Origin of the sequence: Acidovorax sp. 210-6 (assembly GCF_010020825.1) — a bacterium.
In the GTDB taxonomy this organism is placed as follows: Bacteria; Pseudomonadota; Gammaproteobacteria; order Burkholderiales; family Burkholderiaceae_C; genus Simplicispira; species Simplicispira sedimenti.
On the sequence record NZ_JAACJE010000001.1, the window covers coordinates 3,206,591 to 3,230,982 of the forward strand.

General features: G+C 64.8%; 18 protein-coding genes. 5 read left to right on the plus strand and 13 right to left on the minus strand.

Annotated elements, in window-relative coordinates:
• Window positions 1–93: 93 nt before the first annotated feature.
• Window positions 94–696, minus strand: coding sequence for a YqgE/AlgH family protein (locus GWK50_RS14865; protein ID WP_162017147.1), 603 nt, complete (start codon window positions 694–696; stop codon window positions 94–96).
• Window positions 697–716: 20 nt separating this feature from the next.
• Here GWK50_RS14865 and GWK50_RS14870 point away from each other — a divergent pair, with 20 nt between their 5' ends.
• Window positions 717–2,189: a deoxyribodipyrimidine photo-lyase gene (locus tag GWK50_RS14870; RefSeq protein ID WP_162017148.1), complete on the plus strand. Its 1,473-nt coding sequence runs from the start codon at window positions 717–719 to the stop codon at window positions 2,187–2,189.
• On the opposite strand, the gene GWK50_RS14875 is transcribed toward GWK50_RS14870, so the two are convergent.
• Genes GWK50_RS14875 through GWK50_RS14900 form a run of 6 tightly spaced genes read right to left on the minus strand, consistent with a single transcriptional unit; the run spans window position 2,170 to window position 13,168 of the window.
• A complete protein-coding gene (locus GWK50_RS14875; protein ID WP_162017149.1) occupies window positions 2,170–3,351 on the minus strand; it encodes a PilT/PilU family type 4a pilus ATPase in 1,182 nt (393 codons plus the stop codon). The genes GWK50_RS14870 and GWK50_RS14875 overlap by 20 nt on opposite strands.
• A 31-nt stretch (window positions 3,352–3,382) precedes the next feature.
• The gene (locus GWK50_RS14880) at window positions 3,383–9,532 is read right to left on the minus strand and encodes an Hpt domain-containing protein (protein ID WP_162017150.1); all 6,150 of its coding nucleotides are present in this window, start codon (window positions 9,530–9,532) and stop codon (window positions 3,383–3,385) included.
• Between the two features lie 42 nt (window positions 9,533–9,574).
• Complete coding sequence (locus GWK50_RS14885; protein ID WP_162017151.1) at window positions 9,575–11,836, minus strand: methyl-accepting chemotaxis protein; 2,262 nt, start codon at window positions 11,834–11,836, stop codon at window positions 9,575–9,577.
• Window positions 11,837–11,857: 21 nt separating this feature from the next.
• The gene (locus tag GWK50_RS14890; RefSeq protein WP_162017152.1) at window positions 11,858–12,385 is read right to left on the minus strand and encodes a chemotaxis protein CheW; all 528 of its coding nucleotides are present in this window, start codon (window positions 12,383–12,385) and stop codon (window positions 11,858–11,860) included.
• Window positions 12,386–12,404: 19 nt separating this feature from the next.
• Window positions 12,405–12,770, minus strand: coding sequence for a response regulator (locus GWK50_RS14895; protein ID WP_011794058.1), 366 nt, complete (start codon window positions 12,768–12,770; stop codon window positions 12,405–12,407).
• Window positions 12,770–13,168, minus strand: coding sequence for a response regulator (locus tag GWK50_RS14900; protein ID WP_162017153.1), 399 nt, complete (start codon window positions 13,166–13,168; stop codon window positions 12,770–12,772). Before GWK50_RS14900 ends, GWK50_RS14895 begins: the two co-directional genes overlap by 1 nt.
• Before the next feature lie 322 nt (window positions 13,169–13,490).
• Here GWK50_RS14900 and GWK50_RS14905 point away from each other — a divergent pair, with 322 nt between their 5' ends.
• The 3 genes from GWK50_RS14905 to GWK50_RS14915 are packed head-to-tail and all read left to right on the plus strand — an operon-like array spanning window position 13,491 to window position 16,631.
• On the plus strand, window positions 13,491–14,435 hold the full coding sequence (locus tag GWK50_RS14905) for a bifunctional hydroxymethylpyrimidine kinase/phosphomethylpyrimidine kinase (RefSeq protein ID WP_162017154.1): 945 nt from the start codon (window positions 13,491–13,493) through the stop codon (window positions 14,433–14,435).
• Complete coding sequence (gene hemL, locus GWK50_RS14910; protein WP_162017155.1) at window positions 14,419–15,726, plus strand: glutamate-1-semialdehyde 2,1-aminomutase; 1,308 nt, start codon at window positions 14,419–14,421, stop codon at window positions 15,724–15,726. Before GWK50_RS14905 ends, hemL begins: the two co-directional genes overlap by 17 nt.
• Window positions 15,727–15,773: 47 nt before the next feature.
• Window positions 15,774–16,631 carry an acyltransferase gene (locus GWK50_RS14915; RefSeq protein WP_162017156.1) on the plus strand — a complete coding sequence of 286 codons (858 nt, stop codon included), beginning with the start codon at window positions 15,774–15,776 and terminating at the stop codon, window positions 16,629–16,631.
• A gap of 135 nt (window positions 16,632–16,766) precedes the next feature.
• Here GWK50_RS14915 and purH read toward each other — a convergent pair whose 3' ends face one another.
• The 3 genes from purH to dusB all read right to left on the minus strand — a co-directional run bounded on the left by purH (window position 16,767) and on the right by dusB (window position 19,724).
• Window positions 16,767–18,365 (minus strand): bifunctional phosphoribosylaminoimidazolecarboxamide formyltransferase/IMP cyclohydrolase, encoded by a 1,599-nt coding sequence (purH, locus tag GWK50_RS14920; protein ID WP_162017157.1) that lies wholly within the window; start codon window positions 18,363–18,365, stop codon window positions 16,767–16,769.
• Between the two features lie 79 nt (window positions 18,366–18,444).
• Window positions 18,445–18,678 carry a Fis family transcriptional regulator gene (locus GWK50_RS14925; RefSeq protein WP_162017158.1) on the minus strand — a complete coding sequence of 78 codons (234 nt, stop codon included), beginning with the start codon at window positions 18,676–18,678 and terminating at the stop codon, window positions 18,445–18,447.
• Window positions 18,675–19,724 (minus strand): tRNA dihydrouridine synthase DusB, encoded by a 1,050-nt coding sequence (dusB, locus tag GWK50_RS14930; protein WP_162017159.1) that lies wholly within the window; start codon window positions 19,722–19,724, stop codon window positions 18,675–18,677. The genes GWK50_RS14925 and dusB overlap by 4 nt, the downstream gene beginning before the upstream one ends.
• A 145-nt stretch (window positions 19,725–19,869) precedes the next feature.
• Here dusB and GWK50_RS14935 point away from each other — a divergent pair, with 145 nt between their 5' ends.
• On the plus strand, window positions 19,870–20,334 hold the full coding sequence (locus tag GWK50_RS14935; protein ID WP_162017160.1) for a YqaA family protein: 465 nt from the start codon (window positions 19,870–19,872) through the stop codon (window positions 20,332–20,334).
• Here GWK50_RS14935 and GWK50_RS14940 read toward each other — a convergent pair.
• From GWK50_RS14940 to rarD, 3 genes are all read right to left on the minus strand, one after another.
• Window positions 20,322–21,926: a bifunctional aminoglycoside phosphotransferase/ATP-binding protein gene (locus GWK50_RS14940; protein WP_162017161.1), complete on the minus strand. Its 1,605-nt coding sequence runs from the start codon at window positions 21,924–21,926 to the stop codon at window positions 20,322–20,324. The two genes, GWK50_RS14935 and GWK50_RS14940, sit on opposite strands and share 13 nt — an antisense overlap.
• Complete coding sequence (locus GWK50_RS14945) at window positions 21,907–23,214, minus strand: GGDEF domain-containing protein (protein WP_162017162.1); 1,308 nt, start codon at window positions 23,212–23,214, stop codon at window positions 21,907–21,909. The genes GWK50_RS14940 and GWK50_RS14945 overlap by 20 nt, the downstream gene beginning before the upstream one ends.
• Window positions 23,215–23,490: 276 nt before the next feature.
• On the minus strand, window positions 23,491–24,369 hold the full coding sequence (rarD, locus tag GWK50_RS14950) for an EamA family transporter RarD (RefSeq protein ID WP_162017163.1): 879 nt from the start codon (window positions 24,367–24,369) through the stop codon (window positions 23,491–23,493).
• Window positions 24,370–24,392 lie beyond the last annotated feature (23 nt).

The window sequence follows — 24,392 nt, forward strand, 5'->3', positions numbered from 1 at the left end:
GCTTGCTTGGGAGCGGCCCGGCGCGCGCTCATTGGAAAACCTCCGTGCTGCGCACTGCGGTGCGAGCTTGCTTGGGAGCGGCCCGGCGCGCGCTCATGCGTGTCCCGCCCCTGGAGAAAGTTGCCACGCCTGCAGGCCCAGCAAGCCGAGTGCGCTGTCGTAGCGCTTGTCGATGGGGGTGTCAAAAATCACCCCCAGGTCGGCGCCCACGGTCAACCAGGTGTTCTCGGCCAGTTCGGATTCCAGCTGACCCTCGCCCCAGGCCGAATAGCCCAGCGTGACCAGTACACGCCGGGGGCCTGCGCCCGTGGCCAGGGCTTCCAATACGTCCTTGGAGGTGGTCATCTCCAGCCCGCCGCCCGGTATGACCATGGTCGAGGCATAGGCAGATTCCTCGCCCTGTTCGCCCTGGGCCTGCATGGGTTCGTGCAGCACAAAGCCGCGCTCGGTCTGCACCGGCCCGCCCAGAAACACCGGCGCATCGCTCAGGTCTGGCCGCCCCAGCGGAAGATCGACTTTCTCGAACAAGCCCTGGAGCTTGATGTCGGTGGGTTTGTTGATGATCAGCCCCAACGCGCCGCGTTCGCTGTGTTCGCACAGGTACACCACGCTGCCTGCAAAAGACACATCCTCCAGTCCGGGCATGGCAATGAGGAAATGGTGTGTCAGATTCATGGGCGCAGAATGGGCGGGCATCTTTGAATTTTACGGTCAACATGTCTGCACCCTACCGCACGGGGCTGGTCTGGTTCCGCCGCGACCTGCGCGCCGAGGACCACGCCGCCCTGCACCACGCCCTGCTGCAATGCCAGCAGGTGCACTGCGTATTCGTCTTTGACAGCGCCATCCTCGCCCCCCTGCCACGCAAGGACCGGCGCGTGGAATTCATCCGCGAGTCGCTGGTGGAACTGGACGGCCGCCTGCGCGCCCTGGCGGAGCACCCCCAGGCGGGCCTGATCGTGCTGCAAGGGCCGGCCGACAGCCTCATTCCGAACCTGGCTCAGGCGCTGGGTGCAGACGCCGTATTCACCCACCATGACGACGAACCGGCTGCCCTCGCACGCGACGCACGGGTGCGCACGCAGTTGGCACGGCAACGGCAGGCCCTGCACACCTATCAGGACCACACGGTGTTCGAGCGCAGCGAGCTGCTCACCCGCACCGGCAGCCCCTACACGGTGTTCACCCCCTACAAAAGGGCCTGGCTGGCACGCATCGACGATGCCAGGCTGGCCCCGTGGCCAGTGGAACCACACGCCGCAAGGCTGGCGCCACGGCCTGCCGAACACTGCCGCCCCGTGCCCACGCTGCAAGACCTGGGTTTTGAACCCAGCGACCTGGACCTGCGCGTGCTGCCCGCAGGCAGCCAGGGCGCGCAGCAGCTGTTGCAGGACTTTGCAGGCCGCATCGACCGCTATGACCAGGCGCGCGATTTCCCCGCCGTCAAGGGCCCCAGCTACCTCAGCACCCACCTGCGCTTTGGCACAGTGTCGGTGCGCAGCCTGGCGCGCATGGCGCTGGAACGCTCCCGCCAGGGCAGTGCCGGGGCCGATGTATGGCTCAGCGAGCTGGTCTGGCGCGATTTCTACTTCCAGATCCTGCACCACCATCCGCATGTGGTGGAGCGCAGTTTCAAGCCCGCCTACGACGCCATCGCCTGGGAAACCGGCGCGCAAGCCCAAGCGCATTTTGCCGCCTGGTGCGAGGGCCGCACCGGCTTCCCCCTGGTGGACGCGGCCATGGCCCAAATTCTGCGTACGGGCTACATGCACAACCGGTTGCGCATGGTGGTGGCGAGTTTTCTGACCAAGGACCTGGGCATCGACTGGCGCTGGGGCGAGCGCTTTTTTGCGCAGCACCTCAACGACTACGACCTGGCGGCGAACAATGGTGGCTGGCAGTGGGCCAGTTCCAGTGGCTGCGATGCACAGCCCTATTTCCGCATCTTCCACCCAGTCACGCAAAGCCGCCGCTTCGATCCGCAGGGACGCTTCATCCGCCGCTATCTGCCTGGGTTGGCCGCGCTGCCCGATGCCGCACTGCATGCCCCCTGGGAAGCATCCCCCCTGGAGCTGCAGGCTGCGGGCGTGGTGCTGGGGCGCGACTACCCCCTGCCTATCGTGGACCATGCCACCGCGCGCGAGCGCACGCTGCAGCGCTATGCGGTGGTCAAGACGGTGGAGCGTTAGGAGTGGTGCCCGGCACTGGCTCCACACCGTCCTGCGCTTCTGGCGCCATCTGCATGCCTTCCACCCCGAGCGAGGCGCCCGAGGCCAGGCGCATGCGCAGGCCCATGTCGGTGCGGTTGTCGGCATGGGCCACGGCTTCGGCCTGGGTGATGGCGCCGCGTTCAAACAGCGCGTAGAGCGCCTGGTCGAAGGTGCACATGCCCACTTCGCCGCTGCGCTCCATGGCGGTGCGCAAGCCCTCGATTTGACCCTTTTGGATCAGGTCGGAGACATAGTGCGACAGCAGCATGACCTCCACCGCTGGCACCCAGCCGCCGTGCCCGCCTGGCACCAGGCGCTGCCCCACCACTGCCTTGAGGTTGAGCGACAGGTCCATGAGCAGCTGCCGGTGCGCCTCTTCGGGAAAGAAGTTCAGCACCCGCTGCACGGCCTGGCTGGCATTGTTGGCGTGCAGTGTGGACACACACAGGTGGCCTGCTTCGGCATAGTGCAGTGCGTGCTGCATGGACGTGCGGTCGCGGATCTCGCCGATCATGATCACATTGGGCGCCTCGCGCATGGCATGGCGCAGGGCTTCGTCGTAGGACAGGGTGTCCAGCCCCACTTCGCGCTGCGTCACCAACGATTTCTTGTGCGCATGCAGGTATTCGATGGGGTCTTCCACCGTCAGGATATGGCCCGCCGTGTGCTCGTTGCGGTAGTCCAGCATGGAAGCCAGTGTGGTGGTCTTGCCCGAGCCCGCTGCGCCCACCACGAGGATCAGCCCGTTCTTGAGAAACGCCAACTGTTTGAGCACCGACGGCAGATGCAAGTCATCGATCGACGGAATCTGCGGTGATACATAGCGCACCACCATGCCGACCTGTCCGCGCTGCTGGTGCACGTTCACCCGGAAGCGCTCCGTGGGGCTGGTCTGGTAGGCCAGGTCGCACTCCATGCGCGCCTCGAATTCAGCGATCTGCGATGCACGCATGACCGAGTACGCCGCCTCACGCGTCTGCTGGGGCGTGAGCGGGTCGAACGGCAGCGGCACGAAGGCGCCTTGGCGCTTGAGCGTGGGCGGCGCCCCTACCGTCAGGAACAGGTCGGAGGCACCTTCCTGCGCCATGCGGGCCAAACAGGCCTGCAGCCAGGAGCATGCAGCAGCAGACGGCGCATCCATGGGATTTGTCGCCTGCACCCGCTGATGCGCCTCAGGCTGGAGCAGCCGCCTGCGCCTGTTGGGCGTAGTGCTGGATCAGGCTCAGCAACTCGTCGTCCGAGTAGGGCTTGCCCAGGTAGTGGTTCACACCCAGCTCCATGGCGTGCTCGCGGTGCTTTTGGGCAATGCGCGAGGTGATCATGATGATGGGCAGGTCGTGCAGATTGGCATCTGCGCGGATGTTGCGGGCCAGATCGAAGCCATCCATGCGCGGCATTTCGATGTCCGAGAGCACCACCGTGGGCCGCTCTTCCTGGAGTTTCTCCAGGGCCTGCAAGCCATCGGCAGCCAGCACCACACGGTAGCCTTCGCGCTGCAGCAGGCGCTGCGTGACGCGGCGCACGGTGATGGAGTCGTCCACCACCAGCACCAGCGGTACCTGCCCTGCAGCGGAAGTGGCCGGCATGGGAGCCGCGGTTCCTGCATCGGACATGACCGTGACCGACACGGCCCCCAGAGGCAGGCTGCTGGCCGTCGCACGGATCTGATCGCCGTACACGGTGGCCAGCGCCACCGGGTTGTAGATGAGCACCACGGCACCGGACGCCAGCACCGACATGCCCGCCAAACCCGGCAGACGCGAGAGTTGCGGCCCCAGGTTCTTGACCACCACTTCACGGTTGCCCAGCACTTCATCCACATGCATGGCGATGCGCTGTGCCGCGCTGCGCAGGATGACCACGGGACGGGTCTTGCCCACCGCGGGCTCGATGCTGTACTGCGACGCCTGCAAGAGCGCCCCGCACCAGAAGAAGGGCAGGCTTTCACCAGCCATCTCGAACACGCCGCTGCGATAGGCCGATTCGAGCTCGACCGAGGGCACACGGCGAACGATTTCTACCAGGTTGGCAGGGATACCGATGGCCAGATCGCCTGCGCGCAGCATCACCACCTGCGTCACGGCCGTGGTCAGGGGCAGCACCATGCGGAAGGAAGTGCCCTTGTCCGCTTCGGTCTGGGTCTCGATGCGTCCACCCAGGGCGTTCACCTCGGACCGCACCACATCCATGCCAATACCGCGCCCAGCCAGGGTGGACACTTCGGATGCCGTGGAGAAACCCGGTGTGAAGATCATGTTGGCCGCTTCGGCATCACTGAGGGTGGCGTCGGCTGCTACCAGCCCCTGGGCCACCGCCTTGGCACGGATGGCCGGGAGGTTGAGGCCAGCACCATCGTCGCGGAATGCGACCGACACGTCGTTGCCTTCGTGCTGCAGATCGATGGTGATGGTTCCCGAAGCGGCCTTGCCTTTGGCCGCGCGCTGGTCGGGCATTTCAATGCCGTGCGCCACGCAGTTGCGCAGCAGGTGCTCGAACGCCGGGGTCATGCGGTCCAGCACCCCCCGGTCCATCTCGATGGAGCCACCGGTGATGTCCAGCTTGATCTGCTTGCCCGTCTCCTTGGCGGCCTGGCGCACCACGGCGTACAGGCGCTCGGAAATGCCTTCAAACTCCACCATGCGGGTGCGCAACAAATCGCGCTGCAACTCGCGTGCCTGGCGACCTTGTGCAATGAGGTCGTCTTCGGTGCCTTCCATGGCGCGCAGCAAGTTGCGCTGAATGGTGGCCACGTCGTTGACCGACTCAGCCATCATGCGGGTCAGTTCCTGCACGCGTGTGAAACGGTCGAATTCGAGCGGGTCGAAGCCCGCTGCAGTGTCCTTGGACTGTGCCAAGCGGGACTGCATCTGCGATTCGGACTGGAGTTCGATATCGCGCAGCTGCTGGCGCAAGCGTTCGAGGTTGCCCGACAGGTCGGCCATGGAGCCACGCAGCTGCGCCAACCGTGCCTCCATGCGCGAACGGGTGATCATCACTTCGCCGGCCTGGTTGACCAAGCGGTCCAGCAACTGGGCGCGCACCCGGACCGAATGCGCAGCCGCGGGACGCGCCGGTGCGATGTCCAGTCCCTGCGGCCGTGCCAGCAACGGACGAACCGGTGCAGGGGCTGCCGGGGCCGTTGCAACAGAAGCCGTTTCGCCCACAGACACTGCTGGTTCGGGCGCTGCAGGCGCTTCGTCGCCACGGGCTGGGGAAACCACCACGGCCTCGGTCGGCGCCTGGGCACTGATGGCCCGCAACGCGCCAAAGTTGGCCTGCAAACCGTCAAAGCTGCCGAGCAACGGCTCCACATCGGCCGACTGCACGGTTTCCACATCGATCTGCTCGATGGCGGATTCCAGTCGGTGGGCCATTTCGCCCAAGCGCATGGCTCCTGCCAGTCGCGCGCTGCCCTTGAGCGTGTGCAAGGCACGCAGGACCTCGGTACGTGCACCCATGTTGTCTGGTCGTGCCGCCCATTGGCGCAACGCACCACCCAAGACCGGCAGCAGTTCTGCCGCCTCTTCCTCGAAAATGGGGAACAGATCGGGATCGATCACGTCCACCGCGTCGATGTCGTCGTCGATGTCCGGTGTCGTACCAGCAAGCTCCGGTGCAGGTGCAAGGGCCTGTGCTGCAGGTACCAGCACCGACAAAGGCGGTGCCACGGGCGCATGGGCCACCTGCGGTGGCACTGCGGGAGTGCTTTCCTCCGGCGCGGGGGCTGTGGTTTCGGACACTGGCTCTTCGGCCATGGCGGCATCTTGCGCCAGCATGGCTTGGGCGTTTTCGATGCGCCAGGCTTCCATGGCCTGCTCGGCATCTTCCACCGGCGGCGACTGGGTGCTGACCACTTCGGTTTCAAGAATGCGGCGCAGAGCGTCGAGTACCTCGGTTTGCGCCTCCTTGAGGAAGCCTGCAGCGAATTGGTGCAACAGACGGCGGATATCTTCTGCCGCATCCAGGAAGGCTTGCGCGTCTTCGGCAGTGCCGCGCGCCTGTAGCTGCACATGCTCCAACGCATGCTCCAACAGACGGGCCGTCTCGGACAGTGCGCTGAAGCCCACCGTCGCCGAACTGCCTGCCAGTGAATGGGCCAGAGCCACGGCCGTATCCGGCAGAGGCTCTTGCAGCTCCATCGACCATTCCTGCAGGCTGGTGACCAGGCGACGGGACCATTCGTCGGCTTCGTTGAGATAGACGTTGTAGAGCGGAATGCTGATGCGCAGGTCCCCGATGACCTTGACGGTTTCGTCCATGGGCATGGGTGCAGAGGGCATCGCCTCCGCGACGGCATCCTGCGCCTCTACTGGGGTGGACATCGGGCCTTCGTGCACCTCGGATTCCTGCTCCAGCACCGGCGGCAGGGTCTCGGGCTCTTCGGGCTCCTGTGCCACGGACGCAGGCGCCGCTTCCAGCGGGGGCAGATCTTCAGCCACAGGCTGGTCAGGAATCGCTATGGGCTCAGGCATCGACTCCGGAACATCGAGCAAGAGATCGATGGCTTGACCGGAGGCAGTCGCCTCGGGCGCTGCATCGGCCTGTGCGCCCAGCGCTGCAGAAAATTCCGAGAAATCGATATCCTCTGCCAAAGCCACAGGCGCAGGCTCCTCGGCGGGAGCCACCTCCCCAAGCTCGGGAAACTCCAGGGGTGCGGTGTCCGAAAAATCGGGCGTTGGCCCAGAGTCTTCTTCGAGAGCGACCTCCATCGCTGAAACATCCGGCGCTTGCGCCACCTCCAGTGGCTGAGTCGCTTCCATGGAGACATCCAACGGAGAGCTCTGCACCTGCCCAGGAAGCACCAACTCGATCTGCTCCCCCCGCAGTCGCAATGCGTCAGCGGCAGCGGAAAACGCCGATGCCTGCCATGCACCCGCCAGACCCTGTGCGATGTCGTCGGCCCAACGTGCAAAGGCTTGAAGCGCTTTGTCCGAAAGATCCATGATCGGGGGCTGCATGGGCTTTTGCTCCGCCAACCATGCATTGAGCAATTGCTCCATCGACCATGCGGCTTCGCCAAACTCGTTCAGGCCCACCATGCGCGAGCTGCCCTTGAGCGTGTGGAATGCACGGCGCAAGGTGGTCTGCTCGCTCAGGTCTCCGGGCTCGGAACGCAGTGTCTGGATAGCGGCCAGGCCATTGGTCACGACTTCGCGTGCTTCCTCCAGGAAGATACCCAGCAGCTCGTCGTCTTCTTCATCGACCAGGGTCGATGCAGGAGCAGCCACTGGCACGGATACAGGTATGGTGGCCAACGCGTCAAAGGCGGGCGCCTCGGAGGGGGCGGCAACGTCGGTAGCCACCTCTGCAGCAGGCAGCTGCGCAGAGACAGATGTCTCCTCCGCCTCCGGCGCAGAGGGCAGCAACTCGTCCATGAGCGCTGCCGCAGGCGATGCGGCCAAATCAGCGACCACCTCGGGGCTGCTGGGCAGCGCGGGTGGCACGTACAGACTGGCCCGCGGCACCACGTCGGGCAATGGCACCGCTGCCCGCTCCTCGATCTTGTGCGCCAACTCATCGGGGCTTTCATCCTGATCGGTGGCGCGCGGACGCGCCCGGCCCATCAGCAAGCGAAGCTCTCCCAGCTCTTCGTCATAGACAAAGAGCTTGCGCGCCATGGCGCGCTGGTAACTCAGCATGTCAATCAGAAAACCCAGAGCGCCCAGGCTATTGCCCAGTTTCTCGAAGGTCTGCTTGCGCTCGGCTTCGTCTGCGGGCTCGTTGACCATCAAGCGCTCGACCGTTTCGCGCATACGCAGCACCGCAATGGATGCCTGGTCCAGGCCCAGCACCGATAGCACCCCGCGCATCTGCGCCAACCGCCCGGGCACGCTGGCCAGGGGAGAGGCATCGGCAGGATTGCGGAAGAACTGATCCATCGACCGCTCGGCCTCACCCAGTGTGGCGCGCAACTCGTCCACCACGCTGCCCATGGTCTGGTTGTCGCTGACCCGACGGTACAAGTCCTCCATCCAAGGCTCAAGCGGCTCGGGCTCCGCCCCACCACACACTGCGTCCAACCGCTGGGCCAAGTGGGTGGAGCGCTCCAGCAGCTGCTCTTCAGGGGTGTCGGTCTCCTCCAGGGCGGCCTGAAGGTAGAGCACTGAGGTGGCCACTTCCATGGCCAGCGCCGGCGCGGGTGGCTCACCACTGCGCGCGGTTTGTTCCACAGCACGGGTCAGTGCCTGTGCCAAAGGCTCGCTGCTGCGGTGGAGCTTGCGCAGCGAATCGCATACCAGCGAGAACTGGTCGGCCGATGGCTTGAGCTTGTTGCGGTCTCCACCGGCAAACGCCGACCAGGTCTCGGCAGCGGCCGAGATACGCTTGCGGGCCTGCGCCAGAACAGCCGGATCAAACCGACCAAATCGCCGGGCTTCGTAATCGACGGGAGTGGAGCGATCCAGACCAAAGGCCTTGCGCACCGCAGCCAGACACGGGAGGTCCATTCCTTCCGGCGGCTTGGCCTGCGCGCAGAAGAACAGCAAGTCCTGCACCAGACGGTCTGCCACACCTGCATCCCCGCGCGCCAAGGTGGCGTACTGGATCAGGATGCGGGAAGCAACCCGCTTGGCATACACATCGGCGACGATCAATCCGCGGCTGAAGCCCTCGAAGAAACCTGCACAGATCTTCCAGAAAGCGCGTACCTGCCGATCCGTCTGACCGGCTGCAATACCCAGGGACAGCTCGCGCAGATCACGCGCGGCCTCGGTTTTTCCATCCTTGACAATGCGCAGCACCGCTTGGTCCAGGCGCGCACGCGCCGCAGGCCCATAGGCGATGGATGCAGAAGGCAAGGCAATGTCAGGCTCCCGAAACCGACGCTCCACGGGCCAGAGATCGGCCGGGTGAACGCGCTCCACACCCGTAAGGGCCTGGACATCGCGATATTGAGGAAACAGAGCCACCGGCGATACCGGCTTGCCCGCCAGCACGCTCTCCAAAAATTCGCTCAGCGCGAAACTGGCGCGCTCGATGGCGCCTGATGCGTCGTCGGTGCAGAGCTCAGGGCGCTGCACAAAACGCTGCACCGCAGACTCCATGGCCCGCAACAAAAGCGCCGGAGAAGCCATGCCCACCATCTCCAGGGCACCGCCCGACTGGTGGAGCAACTGACGGGCCATGCGCAAGCTGGAAACGTCCAGGCTCGCCAAGTCCGATTCGCGGGCCAATTCGGCTTCGTGGACAAACCGGCGCAGGGCTTTGACAGCGCCATCCAGGGATTTGCGCAGTTCTTCCAGCACCCAAGCCAAGGGCCCCAGATCCTGCTCGGACGGAGATCCTTCTGCCTGCGGAGCGTTGACGGCGTCGAGAGATGACATGGATTGTTTCCCGGCTGCACAGAGCCCGAAGTTGGTTTGTCGTCAGGCAATCTTGAATCGCGACACGGACTGGCGCAGTTCCTCGGCCATGGTGGAGAGCTCTCGCACCTGCTGCGCCGTGGCCCGCGTACCTTCACCGGTTTGCTCGGTCACTGCGAAGATGTGCTGGATGTTGTCAGCCACTTCGTTGGCGAGCGATGCTTCACGGGAGGTCGAGGACGAAATCTGCTCGATCAGGTCTGCCAGACGACGCGACACGCGGTCGATTTCAGTCAGTGCCGTACCGGCACTGTCGGACAGTCGCGCCCCCTCAACCACACCCTGCGTGGAGCGCTCCATGGCGGCCACGGCATCTTGCGTGTCGGTCTGAATGGCTTTCACCAGGGCAGAAATCTGACGCGTGGCGTCTGCAGAACGTTCAGCCAGTCGCTGCACTTCCTCGGCCACCACCGAGAAGCCTCGGCCGGCTTCACCGGCGGACGCGGCCTGGATGGCGGCGTTCAGGGCCAACACGTTCGTCTGCTCGGTAATGTCGGAAATCAGTTCCGTGATTTCACCGATCTCCTGCGAGGATTCGCCCAGCCGCTTGATACGTTTGGAGGTTTCCTGGATCTGGTCGCGGATGGAGTTCATACCACCGATGGCGTTCTGCACAGCCTGCAGACCCGAATCCGCAGCCTGCAGCGATTGGCGCGCCACCTGGGCAGACTCTTCGGCTTGCACGGACACATCGTTGATGCGACCTGCCATGTCCAGAACGGACTGACCGGTTTCACGAATTTCTCGCAGCTGCTCGGTGGACGCTGCGAGCAGTTCCGTGGAGGTGTTGTCCACCATGGCCGTCGTCTGCGCCACCCGGGTGGCAGTCTTCTGCACGCTGCCCACCAGCTGGCGCAGTTCTTCCACCGTGTAGTTCACCGAGTCGGCAATGGCACCCGTGATGTCTTCGGTCACGGTGGCTTCCTGGGTCAGGTCCCCTTCGGCAACCTGCTGCAGTTCGTTCATCAAACGCAAAATGGCGGCCTGGTTGGCGTCGTTGATACGTTTGGCTTCCTGCTCCTGGCGACGTGCATCACGCTGTTGCATTTCGGCCATCTGCTGGCGGTGGCGGCTGTCCAGCAGCTGCACCCGCGAGATTCCCACACCGCACAACAGCACGAACAAACCTGCAAGCACCAGCGCACCCAACTGGCCCACACCCACGCCCGTCTGGGCAGACAGCTTGTTCTGCAGGGTTTCCATCTGGCGACGCAGGGGCTCACTGTCACCGATGATCGCCGTCTGCGCCTCACGCGCAGACACCAGACCCTGCAGGTTGCCCAGAATGGCACCGGCTTGGTTGCGTGTGTCTTCGTACAGCTTGATCAGTGCTTCCAGCTGCTCGCGCGTCTGGGCATCCTTGGTGGCGGCCAAGCGCAACTCGGGACTGCCATCCAGCAGACCCTGAGCGATCTCCTTGAACGAGTTCAAGTCCTTACCCAACAGGAACACCGCCTCGGGACTCACGCCTTCAGAAGTCTGGAACTCGTTCGCCGACTTGCCGATACGCTGCGTCAACATCACCAACTGCCCTGCCGCAGAGATCTCGGCCGCAGGAGCGTTCTGCTGCAGCTTGAGCGACGAAATGGTTTCGGCGATTTCCAGCAGGTCGGACGACTGGCGGTTGATGGTTCGCAGAGCGTCACCCACCTGCGTCAGGATTTTTTGCTGACCCATGACCACGGCAGCATTGCGCTCGGCACGTTCCATCAGCGGCGTGATGGCATCCAGTTCTGGCTTGTAGGGCTCGCCGAGGGATTCAACCCCCAGCTCGGCATCCCCACCGTTGAGGGCGCGCACGTTGCGCGCCAGCACGCCGGAGCTCTCCACCACGTCAGGGAACGCCTGCGGGCTTCCCACCAGTGCCTGCGACACCGATTTGGCCAATCGCTGGGACTGCATCAAGGACTGGCCCGTGGCCGCGAGCTGCTGTGCGGTGCGATCTGCCTGCTGCAGCACCCAGCCCGCAATGACTGCCAGAACCACCACACCCAAAGCCAGCAGCATCAGCAAGCGACGCTGGTGCGCCGCTGCGGTGGCCTGCCCCAGAACAGGCAGCGCAATGAGTTCGGCGTCGGAGTCGGCCGACGGCAGTTCACTGACCGGAGCGTCCGGATCGCCCTGCACACTGTTGAGTGCGTCGGCCTGATAGGGCCTGAGCTCTTCGGACGCGAGCAAGTCTTGATCCGAAGCGGGACCAGCATCCGTCTGCGGCGCGTCCGGCTTGCGGTTGAACAGATTTCCAATTTTGTTGACAACAGACATGGGGCAGCCTTACAGAAGAACTCAAGCACTGATGCTCAGAAAAGCGTTGTTTTGCGACAGGGCCTGCAAATTCAGCTCCTGCCAGCGATGACCTTCGGCGTCGATATAGGTCGAACCAAAAAAAGAGGGTGCATCTTCGGCTGGTGGCTCCGAGGCCACGAATGCGTCGGTTCCGCGAAGGCCTGCCAGACGATCCACCAACAGTGCAGCATTGACCTCCAGCATGGGGTTGAACGCCAGCAGGTTGGCCTCGGAGAGCGCCTGCTCGGTGCGCACAGGCGATTGCCCCATCAGGCCCGCCAGATCGACCACACCGGTGAGACCACCGCGCAGGTTGGCCACACCCATGAACCATTTCTGGGTATAGGGCACGGGTTGCACCACGGTCCAAGGAAAAATCTCTCCCGCATGCCCCAGGGGCAAAAGGTATTTGCTACCGGCAGCCTCCACGGCCAGCCAGGAAGAAACAGACAAGCCCTCGGTACGCGCCGCCTGTAGGCGGCTGGCGAGTCGGATCTGAAGTTCTCGTAGTGCTTCGCGATTGGCCATATCAGGACTGCAGACTTCTTCAGTTCAGCGCGTCGATCTTGGCCTGCAGTTCGGCAGGATCCACCGGCTTGGTGATATAGCCGCGCGCACCCTGACGCATGCCCCAGACACGGTCGGTTTCCTGGTTCTTGCTGGTGCACATGATGATGGGCACATCGGCATACTGGGGATCGCGGCTGATGGCGCGCGTCAGCTGGAATCCGTTCTGGCCGGGCATCACCACGTCCATGAGGATCAGGTCGGGCTTTTCCTCCGCCAGGCGGCGGAAAGCTTCATCTGCGTTTTCTGCCGTGCGTACCTGCATGCCTTTTTTCTGCAGCAGATCGGTGAGGAACATCAGCTCGGTCTTGGAATCGTCCACGACAAGCACTTTCTGGATAGGCATTACATCGCTCCTTGATCGAGGTTGCCATACTGCTGCACTGCCTGCAGCAACTGGTCTTTGGTAAACGGTTTGGTCAGGTAATCCTGGCAGCCCACCATGCGCCCCCGCGCCTTGTCAAACACACCATCCTTGGAGGACAGCATGACCACCGGGGTGTTCGCAAAACGGGCATTGCGCTTGATGATGGCCACAGTCTGGTAGCCGTCAAGCTTGGGCATCAGGATGTCGCAAAAGATCAGCTGGGGATGGTAGTCGTTGATTTTTGCCAGAGCATCAAACCCATCGTCCGCCAGTACGACCTCATGCCCGCCCTGCTTGAGAAAGATCTCCGCGCTACGCCGGATGGTGTTGCTGTCATCCACCACAAGCACTTTGAAAGGTGCGCCAGTTGTAGTCAATTGTTACTGCTCCCGATGGGAAAAACAAACAACGCTGGCAAGAGCGTCGCACACGCCATCCGTCAGTGCGGACATGCTCGATACCTGTGCTTTGCGATCCCTCCTGCCCATGGCAGCAAGTATCCCAAACCCTTGCCCCTCATTGCTTCGTGTCGAACCCGGGTTAACCCTGGAAACCGCTCCTTGCGGCCTTCGCGGGTCCACCCCATATGCCGGTCACAGCTTAAGGGGCCTTCACATAGAATGCAATGATTGTATCTAGCCAACTGCGCGGGTTTGCGCTGGTTTTATCGTTTGCAACCCCCTCACAACGCACTGGGCCATGTCCTTCCAGCCGACTCCCCCCTCCACCGATGACGATCGCAGCGATGACGTGCCGACCCATCCCGCCTGCGTGATGGTGTTCAATGCCTGCGACCCCAGTGGCGCGGGCGGGTTGACTGCAGACATCGCCACCATCGCCTCCGTGGGAGGCCACCCGGTGGCCATTTCCACTGGAGCCTATGCCCGCGATACGGCGCGGATCTACGAGCATTTCTGTCTCGATGACGAAGCCGTGACAGAACAGGCCCGCACCGTACTGGAAGACCTTCCGGTGCAGGTGATCAAGGTGGGTTTTGTCGGCAGCGCCGAGAACATCAGTGCCATTGCGGAGTTGTCCAACGACTATTCCGAGCTGCCCCTGATCAGCTACATGCCCGACCTGTCCTGGTGGCAGGAAGACCAAATCGACCAGTACCTTGATGCGTTCCGCGAGCTGCTGCTGCCGCAAACCTCGGTGTTGGTTGGAAACCACAGTACCCTGTGGCGCTGGCTGCTACCCGATTGGAGCAGCGAACGCAGCCCCTCCGCGCGCGACCTTGCCGCCGCTGCCGCCGAAATGGGCGTGCCCTACACCCTGGTCACCGGCATCCCTCTGCCGGACCAGCAAATCGAAAACGTGCTTGCCAGCCCCGAAACCGTGTTGTGCCACGCCAGGTTCGAGCTGTTCGACGCCACCTTCACCGGCGCCGGCGATACCCTGACGACCGCGCTGGCCGCCTTGCTGGCCTGCGGCAGCGATCTGGCCACGGCCTGCACCGAGGCGCTGGACTACCTGGACCGCTGCCTGGACGCGGGCTTTCGCCCTGGCATGGGGCATGTGATTCCGGATCGCATGTTCTGGGCCGAACCCGAAGAAGCCGACAATCCCTCCTCCGACGACGACAAAGACGACCAGCCCAGCCTAGAAGGCTATGGCTTTCCCTCCCATGACACCAAGCACTGACCTCAATATTCCCCTGTTCGAACGCGCCAAGGCCGTAATCCCCGGCGGCGTCAACTCTCCCGTGCGCGCCTTCCGCGCCGTCGGCGGCACGCCGCGCTTCGTCAAGCGCGCCCAAGGCGCCTATTTCTGGGACGCGAACGACCAGCGCTTCATCGACTACATCGGCTCCTGGGGCCCGATGATCCTGGGCCACGGCCACCCGGCCGTGCTCGAAGCCGTGCAGAAGGCCGTGCTCGAAGGCTTTTCCTTCGGCGCGCCGACCGAGCGCGAGGTCGAACTGGCCGAAGAAATCCTCTCCATCATGCCTTCCATGGAGATGGTGCGCCTGGTCAGCTCGGGCACCGAGGCCGGCATGAGCGCCATCCGCCTGGCGCGCGGCGCCACGGGCCGCAGCAAGATCATCAAGTTCGAGGGCTGCTACCACGGCCATGCCGACGCGCTGCTGGTCAAGGCCGGCTCGGGCCTGGCCACCTTCGGCAACGCCACCAGCGCGGGCGTGCCGCCCGAGGTCGTGCAGCACACGCTGGTGCTCGAATACAACAATGTGCAGCAGCTCGAAGAAGCCTTCGCCCTGCACGGCAAGGACATCGCCTGCCTGATGATCGAGCCCATCGCCGGCAACATGAACTTCGTGCGCGCCAGCGTCGAGTTCACGCGCCGCTGCCGCGAGCTGTGCACGCAATACGGCGCGCTGCTGGTGTACGACGAAGTCATGACGGGCTTCCGCGTGGCGCTGGGCGGCGCGCAGAGCGTCTATGCCCAAGCCATCCCCGGCTTCGAACCCGACCTCACGGTGATGGGCAAGGTCATCGGCGGCGGCATGCCGCTGGCGGCCTTCGGCGGCAAACGCGCCATCATGGAACACTTGGCGCCGCTGGGCGGCGTGTACCAAGCGGGCACACTGTCGGGCAACCCCGTGGCCACGGCCTGCGGCCTGGCGACGCTGCGCGAGATCCGCAAGCCAGGCTTCTACGAGGCCCTCTCGGCCTCCACGCGCTCGCTGGTCGATGGCCTCAAGGCCGCTGCCGACGCCGAGGGCGTGCCTTTCAGCGTGGACTGCCAGGGCGGCATGTTCGGATTCTTCCTGATGCCTGAACTGCCACAGAACTACCCACAGGTCATGCGCACCGACAGCGCGCGCTTCAACCAGCTGTTCCATGGCCTGCTCGACCGCGGCGTGTACATCGCCCCGGCGCTCTATGAGGCTGGCTTCGTGAGCGCGGCCCACACCGCCGACGACATCGCGGCCACGGTGGATGCCGCCCGCGCCGTCTTCCAGACCATGCGCTGAAGCGCCCTCGCTACACACTGCCTCACTGCCCTCCAGCAAAGCCCTTGATGTCGGCCCTGAAGTTTGTCTTTTCCGCCGTCATCCTGGTGCTGAACACCCTGCTGTTCTGCGCCTCGATGACGCCCTTTGCACTCATCAAACTGCTGCTGCCTTTTGCCCCGGTGCGGCGCGCCACCGACCGGGTGCTCAACTTCATCCCGCAGTTGTGGATCAGCGTCAACAACTTCTGGCTGATGGCAGTGAACCGTTCACAGTGGCAGGTCAGGGGCCTGGAAGGCCTGCGGCCCGACGGTTGGTACCTGGTGACCAGCAACCACCTGAGCTGGGTGGACATCCTGGTGTTGCAGCGCGTGCTCAACCGGCGCATCCCCATGCTCAAATTCTTCCTCAAGTACGAGCTGATCTATGTGCCCGTGCTGGGCCTGGCATGGTGGGCGCTGGACTTCCCGTTCATGCGCCGGGGCGGCGGCGCCAACGCGCGCAAGGATCTCAAAGCCGCCCGCGAGGCCTGCGAGAAGTTCCGCCTGCTGCCGACCTCGGTGATGAGCTTTGCCGAGGGCACGCGCTTCACGACCGCCAAGCACGCAGACCAGCAATCGCCCTACCAGCACCTGCTGCAGCCCAAGAGCGGCGGCCTGGGCATGGCGCTGAGCACCATCGGCGAGCTGTTCACCGGCCTGGTGGACGTGACCCTGGTGTACCCCAATGGCACCCCCAGCTTTGTGGACGCCATGTCAGGGCGTCTTGGGAATGTGGTGGTGGTCGTGCGCCAGCAACCCATCCCACCCGACCTGTTCAAGAACGGCGCCCGCCAGCGCGCCCAGCTGCAAAGCTGGCTTGATGGCGTCTGGCAATCCAAGGACGCGTTGATCGCTCAGATCAAGGCGGCGCCGCCCAACCCTTAGACCAGGGCGCAGCCCAGACCAGCGCCCCCCCGCGCAAGGGCCGCCCCGCCGCGCTGGGGGCGTCCCCCTGCCGCGAGCGCAGCGAAGCAGAGAGGGGGGAAGGCGCCGAAGGCGACTCAGGGGGGTGCACCCCTCTCAATGCCGGAAGTGGCGCACGCCCGTGAACACCATGGCCACGCCGCGCTCGTTGGCGGCGTCAATCACTTCCTGGTCACGCATGCTGCCGCCGGGCTGGGCCACGCAGGTCGCGCCTGCATCGACCACCACGTCCAACCCATCACGGAACGGGAAGAAGGCGTCGCTGGCTACCACCGTGCCCTGCAGGCTCAGTTGGGCCGCCTCGGCCTTGATGCTGGCAATGCGCGCTGAATCGAGACGGCTCATCTGGCCGGCGCCCACGCCCATGGTCATGCCGTTCTTGCAGAACACGATGGCGTTGGACTTGACGTACTTGGCCACCTTCCAGGCGAACAGCAGGTCCTGCAGCTCCTCGGGGGTGGGCTGCTTGACGGTCACCACCTTCAGGTCGGCCAGCGCCAGCTCGTGGTTGTCCGCCGTCTGCAGCAGCAGGCCTGAGCCCACACGCTTGGCGTCCATGGCGTTGCGGCCCTGGTCCCAGGCGGACGCGCCGCCCTGGGGCAAGGCGATCTTCATCAGGCGCACATTGACCTTGGGCTTGAAAACCTCCAGCGCCTCGGGCGTGAAATCGGGCGCCATCAGCACCTCGACGAACTGCTTGACCACGGCCTCGGCCGCTGCCTTGTCCACCGTGCGGTTGAAGGCAATGATGCCGCCGAAGGCGCTGGTCGGGTCGGTCTGGAAGGCCTTGCTGTAGGTCTCCAGCGCGTCCTTGCCCACGGCCACGCCGCAGGGGTTGGCGTGCTTGACGATCACGCAGGCGGGCGCGTCAAAGCTCTTGACGCATTCCCAGGCAGCGTCGGCGTCGGCGATGTTGTTGTAGGAGAGCTCCTTGCCCTGCAGTTGCACGCCGGTGACCAGCGAGCCGGGGGCCGGGTACAGGTCGCGGTACAGCGCGGCCTGCTGGTGGCTGTTCTCGCCGTAGCGCAGGTCCTGCACCTTGGTGAAAATGCCGTTGCTCTGGCCGGGGAACAGCGCACGCTGGGGCACGTAGGACTCAGACAGCTTCTCTGCCTCGAACGTGACGGACGAAAGGTAGTCGCTGATCGCGCCGTCGTACTGCGCGATGCGGTTGAACGCGGCCACCGACAGCGCGAAGCGCAGCTTGTCGGACAGCTTGCCGCCCGCCTTCAACTCGGCCAACACGGCTGCGTACTGGTCGGCCGAGGTGATGACACCCACGTCCTTCCAGTTCTTGGCGGCGCTGCGCACCATGGCGGGGCCGCCGATGTCGATGTTCTCGATCGCGTCGGCCAGCGTGCAACCGGCCTTGGCCACGGTGGCTTCAAAGGGGTAGAGGTTGACCACCAGCAGGTCGATGGTGTCGATGCCGTGCTCCTTGAGCGCCGCCATGTGCTCGGGCAGCTCGCGGCGCGCGAGCAGGCCGCCGTGCACCTTGGGGTGCAGGGTCTTGACCCGGCCGTCAAGCATCTCGGGGAACTGCGTGACCTCGGCCACCTCGGTCACGGGCAGGCCTTTGTCGGCCAGCAGCTTGGCGGTGCCGCCGGTGGAGAGCAGCTTGATGCCCAGCGCGTGCAATTCCTTGGCGAATTCAACGATGCCGGTCTTGTCGGAGACGGAAAGTAGTGCGTTCATGGTGGTGGTTTTGAAGTGAAATCGTGCTCTAACGCCCGTCCAACAAGCGCTAATAGCTATTATTTATATAGCAAAAGGCTCACAGCAGCTTGTGCTCGACCAGCTTCTTGCGCAGCGTGTTGCGGTTCAGGCCCAGCCATTCCGCCGCGCGCGACTGGTTGTGGTCGGCGTGGCTCATCACCACCTCCAGCAACGGCTTCTCGACCACGCGCACCAGCATGTCGTACATGCCGTCGGGCGTCTCGCCGCCCAGGTCGCGAAAGTAGCCCTGCAGGCTCTCGCGCACGCATTCCTCGATGTGTTTCTTGCTCATGCAGCCAATCCCTCTTGTTCTTGTGGTTCACCGTGCACACCGTGGTCGGGGGCAGGCAGGCGGTCCATGCGCTCGCCCAGGGCGTCGAAGAAACCTGCCACCGCCTCCCATTGCACACGGCTGTCGGTGATGGTGTTGATGTGTTGTCGAAAATCGTCGCCCCCCGGCAGACCCCGCACGTACCAGCCAATGTGCTTGCGCGCACTGCGCACACCGCTGTCTTCGCCATAGAGCTGGTAGTGGTCCTGCAGGTGGTCCAGCAGCAGGCGCCGCACCTCGGCCACCAGGGGTGGCGCCAGTGTCTCGCCCGTGGCCAGGAAGTGGCCGATCTCGCGAAAGATCCAGGGCCGACCCTGGGCTGCTCGGCCCACCATGATGGCGTCGGCCCCGGTGCAGGCCAGCACCTCGCGCGCCTTTTGCGGGCTGGTGATGTCGCCATTGGCCACCACGGGAATGGCGACCTGCGCCTTCACGGCGGCGATGGTGTCGTATTCGGCCTGGCCCTGGTAGCCCTGCTCGCGGGTGCGCCCATGCACGGTGAGCATCTGCACGCCCACGTCCTCGAACCGGCGTGCCAGCGCCACCGCATTGCGGTGCTGCGCGCTCCAGCCGGTGCGCATCTTGAGCGTGACGGGCACATTGAGCGGCGCGCAGGCCTGCACCACGGCCTGGGCAATGGCCACGGCCAGGGCCTCATCCTGCATCAGCGCGGAACCGGCCCATTTGTTGCACACCTTCTTGGCCGGGCAGCCCATATTGATGTCAATGATCTGCGCACCACGGTCCACGTTGTAGCGCGCCGCATCGGCCATCATGCCTGGCTCGGTGCCCGCGATCTGCACGGCAATGGGGCCGGGCTCGCCGGTGTGGTCCGCACGGCGCGAGGTCTTGAGACTGTTCCACAGGTCCGGGCGCGAGGTCACCATTTCGCTGACCGCGTAGCCCGCCCCCCACTGCTTGCACAGCCGCCGGAACGGGCGGTCCGTGACCCCGGCCATCGGCGCGACGAACAAACGATTCGCCAGGAGGTGGGGGCCGATGCGCATGGTGGGGAAAGCTGTGGGTGCTGAAAAAGGAGGCAGGATTGTAGCTGCTGAAAATTTCAGCAACCGAAATCCGCCACGCCTGTTTCGCAGGGGCTTTGCTCCTGCGCTGCAAGCCGCATCGCCACAGCCCCTACACTCGCCCTCCATGGAACCCTGGATGCATGCCTTGATGCAGTGGCTGGCCCTGCCGCAGTTCGGTCTGAGCACCGTGTTCGTGGTGGCTTTGGTGTCGGCCACGCTGTTGCCCGTAGGCTCGGAACCCGCGGTCTTCGGGCTCATCAAGCTGAACCCCGAACTGTTCTGGCCCGCTATCCTGGTGGCCACGGTGGGCAACACGCTGGGCGGCGGCATCAGCTGGTGGGTAGGTCTGGGCGCACACAAGGTCGTGGACCGCGCCCGTGGCTACCACCGCGAAGCCCGTGCCCTGGCCTGGCTGCAAAAGTTTGGTGCCAAGGCCTGCCTGCTGAGCTGGTTGCCTGTGGTGGGCGATCCGCTGTGCGCCGTGGCAGGCTGGCTCAAGCTGCCGTTCTGGCCTTGCATGGCCTACATGGCCGTGGGCAAGTTCCTGCGCTACCTGGTCATGACCTCGGCGCTGCTCTACTTGGTGTGAGCGGCGGGCAGCAGGTGGTCCCAATCGACCGCCCGCGTGGTGTCCACCCGCAGCACATGGCCCTGCTCAGCGGCAGCAAACGGCTGGCGCGCAGCCCATTGCGCCAGCAGCACCGCTTCATCGGCCTCGGACGGATCGCCACCGGCCTGCTGGCGTGCGCGCACGCGCTCGCGCAGCACCGCCAGCGGCGCCTCGAACGCCAGGATGCGGCAGACCACGCCCAGCTCTTGCGCCAAGGCCAGAAACGGCGCGCGCATGGCCGGGTCCAGAAAGCTCGCATCCACCAACACCGTGTAGCCCGACTGCAGCACCAGGCGCGCTTGCTGGCGCAGGTGTTCGTAGGTGCGCTCGGTCGCCTGCGGGGTATAGATGCCGCCATCGATGGCCGTGCTGTCCGCTCCGGGCGTCAGACCGAACAGGCGCTTGCGCTCCACATCGGCGCGCAGGCGCACCACACCGCGCGCCTGCACCAGGCCGAGGGCCTGAGTGCTCTTGCCCGAGCCCGACAGGCCATGGGTGAGCCACAGCTCGGCGCTGCGGGGCTGCATGCACTGGCGGGCGAGCGCCAGGTACTGCGCGCATTCGGCGCGTGCCATGGCTTGGGCCGACGCAGGCAAGGCCTGGGTAGCGCGCATGCCCGCCACCCGCGCACGCACCAGGGCGCGGTACACGGTGTAGTAACGCAGCACGGCCATCCCGGCAAAGTCGCCCTCCTGCGCCAGCCAGCCATCCAGAAAACGCCAGGCCCCATCGGCCCGGTCGCGCGCCTGCAGGTCCATGACCAAAAACGCAATGTCGGCCACCACATCGATCCAGCGCAGTGCGGGATTGAACTCGATGGCATCGAAGGCCTGTGGCTGCCCTTCCAGCAGCACCAGATTGCCCAGGTGCAGGTCGCCGTGGCATTCGCGCACCCGCCCCGCCAGGCGCCGGGCCTCGAACACGGGCGCCAGGGCCTCGCCCTGCTGCTGGCACCAGGGGGCCAGTGACTGCAATGCTGGCACCAGCGCCGCCCAACCGCTATCGGCCTGGGCTTGCAAGGCCGCCAAACAGTCGCGCACTGGAGCCTGTACCGCAAGGGGCGTGCCCCAGCCCTGCGCGGTACCGGCCACTGCGGCCGAGGCATGGAAGCGGGCGATTTCGCATGCCAAGGCATCCATGTCTGCCCCGCCCAATTGCCCGTCCTGCAGACGCTGCAACAGCAGGTCGTCCTGCGCAAAGCGGCGCATGCAAACGGCTGGCTCGGCGTCCTGGGGGGCTTGCCCCAACGGCTGCAGCCGCAGGCCCTGTGCGGCCGTGCCCGACAGCCCCACCAGCCCCAGGTAGAGGGATGGCGCGGTGCGGCGGTTGATGCGCAGTTCCTCCTCGCACGCAGCGCGGCGCAAGGCGCGGGTGCTGAAGTCAAGGAAATCGAGCTTCAGGGGCTTTTTGAACTTGTAAACGCGGTCTCCCGCCAGCAGCAACCAGGAGATGTGGGTTTCGATCCATTCCACCTCCGCCACGTCGGGGTCGAACACGGCAGGCTGGCGCTGCAAGGCGCGCAGGCGCTGTTCGGCCTGCGGGACGGGGATATCAGCCTCTGCTGGAAGCAAAGCGCCGCTCCGGCTCCAGCGGGGAGGGAAGTGTGGCCTCGGGTTCCAGGTCGTCTTCTTCGTCAGGGATGGGTTCGACCGTGACGGACGGATCGCCCTTGCGGGTGGGCTCCTCCACCACCACCTGGTTGCGCCCGCCTTCCTTGGCCAGGTAGGTGGCCGTGTCGGCGCGCGAGAAGAACTCCAGCACCGATTCACCCGGCACATACTGGGTCACGCCTATCGACACCGTCACCTTGCCGCGCAGCAGCCCTTTCCAGGCGTGCGCCTCGACCTGGGCGCGGATGCGCTCGCAGGTGTTGAGCGCGGGCAGCAGCGAGGTGGCGGGAAAGATCAGCAAAAACTCCTCCCCCCCGTAGCGACCAAAAATGTCCCCGGCACGCACGTTCTCCTGGGCGACACGGGCGAAGTGGCGCAACACCTCGTCACCCCCCAGGTGGCCCAGTTCGTCGTTGATGCGCTTGAAATGGTCCAAATCGATGACGGCCAGGCACAAAGGAATGCCTGTCTCGTCGGCCACCTGGCGCTGCTCTTCCAGGGCCGCCACGATGTAGCGCCGGTTGAAGCAGCCCAGCAAAGTATCGCGCTGCGCATCTTCCTGGATGTTCTTGATCTTGCGGCTGGCGCGGTGCAGGATGTGGTGCAGCAACTGCACCTTGGCAATCAAGAACAGGAAAGCCGGAATGGCCGCCCCCAGCGCCAGCAGGTGCATCAGCTCCAGGCGCAGCAAGGCCTCGTTCTGTTGCTCCCAGTAGTGCAAGGCCACCACCGTGGCATATCCGACCACAAACAGGAAACCCAGCAGATAGGATTGCACGCGCTGGATGCGGTACATGCCATAGGCCAGCGCCACAAAGGCAAACGGCGCCAGCGCAATCTGGGTGACGGGGTCGAGATAAAACACCACGAGCAGGCCGCCAAGGGCACAGGCCACGATGGGAAATTTGAGGCGCTTTTCAGAAAACTTGCGGTTCAGTCCCGACTTGAACACGGCCAAAAACAGCAGCAGCCCGCCGCCAATCATGGCGCCCAGCACCATGACCGTCTGCGTCTGCACCATGCCCAGGGCATGGAACACCACCACCACCATGAGGTACAGGCTGACCAGGCTGATGGCGATGAGCCATTTCTGAAACAGGGTGCGCTGACCGGGCAGGCGGCGCACATCGACCTCGCGCCGCGAGAGGCGCACCACCTCCGCAGCGGAGTCGTCGAAATCCATGATCGCGTCGGTCAGTGGAAAGACGTCCGTGGTCGAAAACTGCGGTTTGCTGCGAGCGGCGAACATGGATCAAAGGGCGGTGGTACCCGGGAGCGAATGAACAAAACAAGCCCGCCGACCAAGGTCACCACGTTGGCGGCGGCCCTTCCATCGACTGCGGAACAGTATCACGCCGGTGCCCGGCAAAAACAACTCCAATGGTCACAAACCCGGCAGACAGAGGCCCCGGGAAACCATGAAGCCACCACCCCAAGTGGGGAAGGGACCGGGCATGTTACGTTTACTCACCGAACGATGCCTCGGTGTTTACCAGTAGCGCGACGGTCCACACCCCGTGTCATGTCACGGCCTTGCCGCGCGGCGCATGTGGCTCCAGCCTTCGAGGCTGTAGAGCAACAATGCCGTCCAGATCAGCCCAAAGCCCAGCATGCGCCCAGTATCGAACGGCTCGCCGAACCACCACACCCCCAGCAGCAACTGCATGCTGGGCGAGATGTATTGCAGGATGCCCATGGTCGCCAGTGGTATGCGGCGCGCGCCCGCGGCAAACCACAGCAGGGGAATGGCCGTCACCGGGCCTGCCAGCATGAGCCAACCCAAGGTGCCCGCATCGCCCTGCACCAGTGCGCCCTGCCCCTGCAGAGCCCACCAGCCCAGCACAGCCAGAGTGACCGGCGCCAGCACCATGGTCTCCAGCGCCAGGCCCTCGAGCGCACCAAGTGCAGCCACCTTGCGCAGCAGCCCGTAAAAGCCAAAGGTCACTGCCAGGATCAGCGCGATCCAGGGCACCCGCCCGGCCTGGAGCGTGAGCCACAGCACCCCGCAGGCGGCCACAGCCACCGCCACCCATTGCCCAGAACGCGGGCGCTCGTGCAAGAACACGAAACCCAGCCCCACGTTGACCAGGGGCAGGATGAAATAGCCCAAACTCGCATCCACCACATGCCCGTGGTGCACGGCCCACACGTAAGTCAGCCAGTTGGCCGCCAACAACAGTGCCGACAGCGCAAACGCGCCCAAGACCTTGGGCTGGCGCAGCACATCGCGCATCCAGGCCCACTGGCGCCGCAGCGCCAGCACCCCCAGTACCAACACCAGCGACCACAGCGTGCGATGCAGCACCACCTCCAGCGCGGGCACGCTGGCTACCTGGTGGAAATACAGTGGGAACAGCCCCCAGGACAGGTAGGCCAGGGCCGCGTAGCCAAGGCCTGGATTCACGCGCCGCCCCCAGGCGGCGCCAT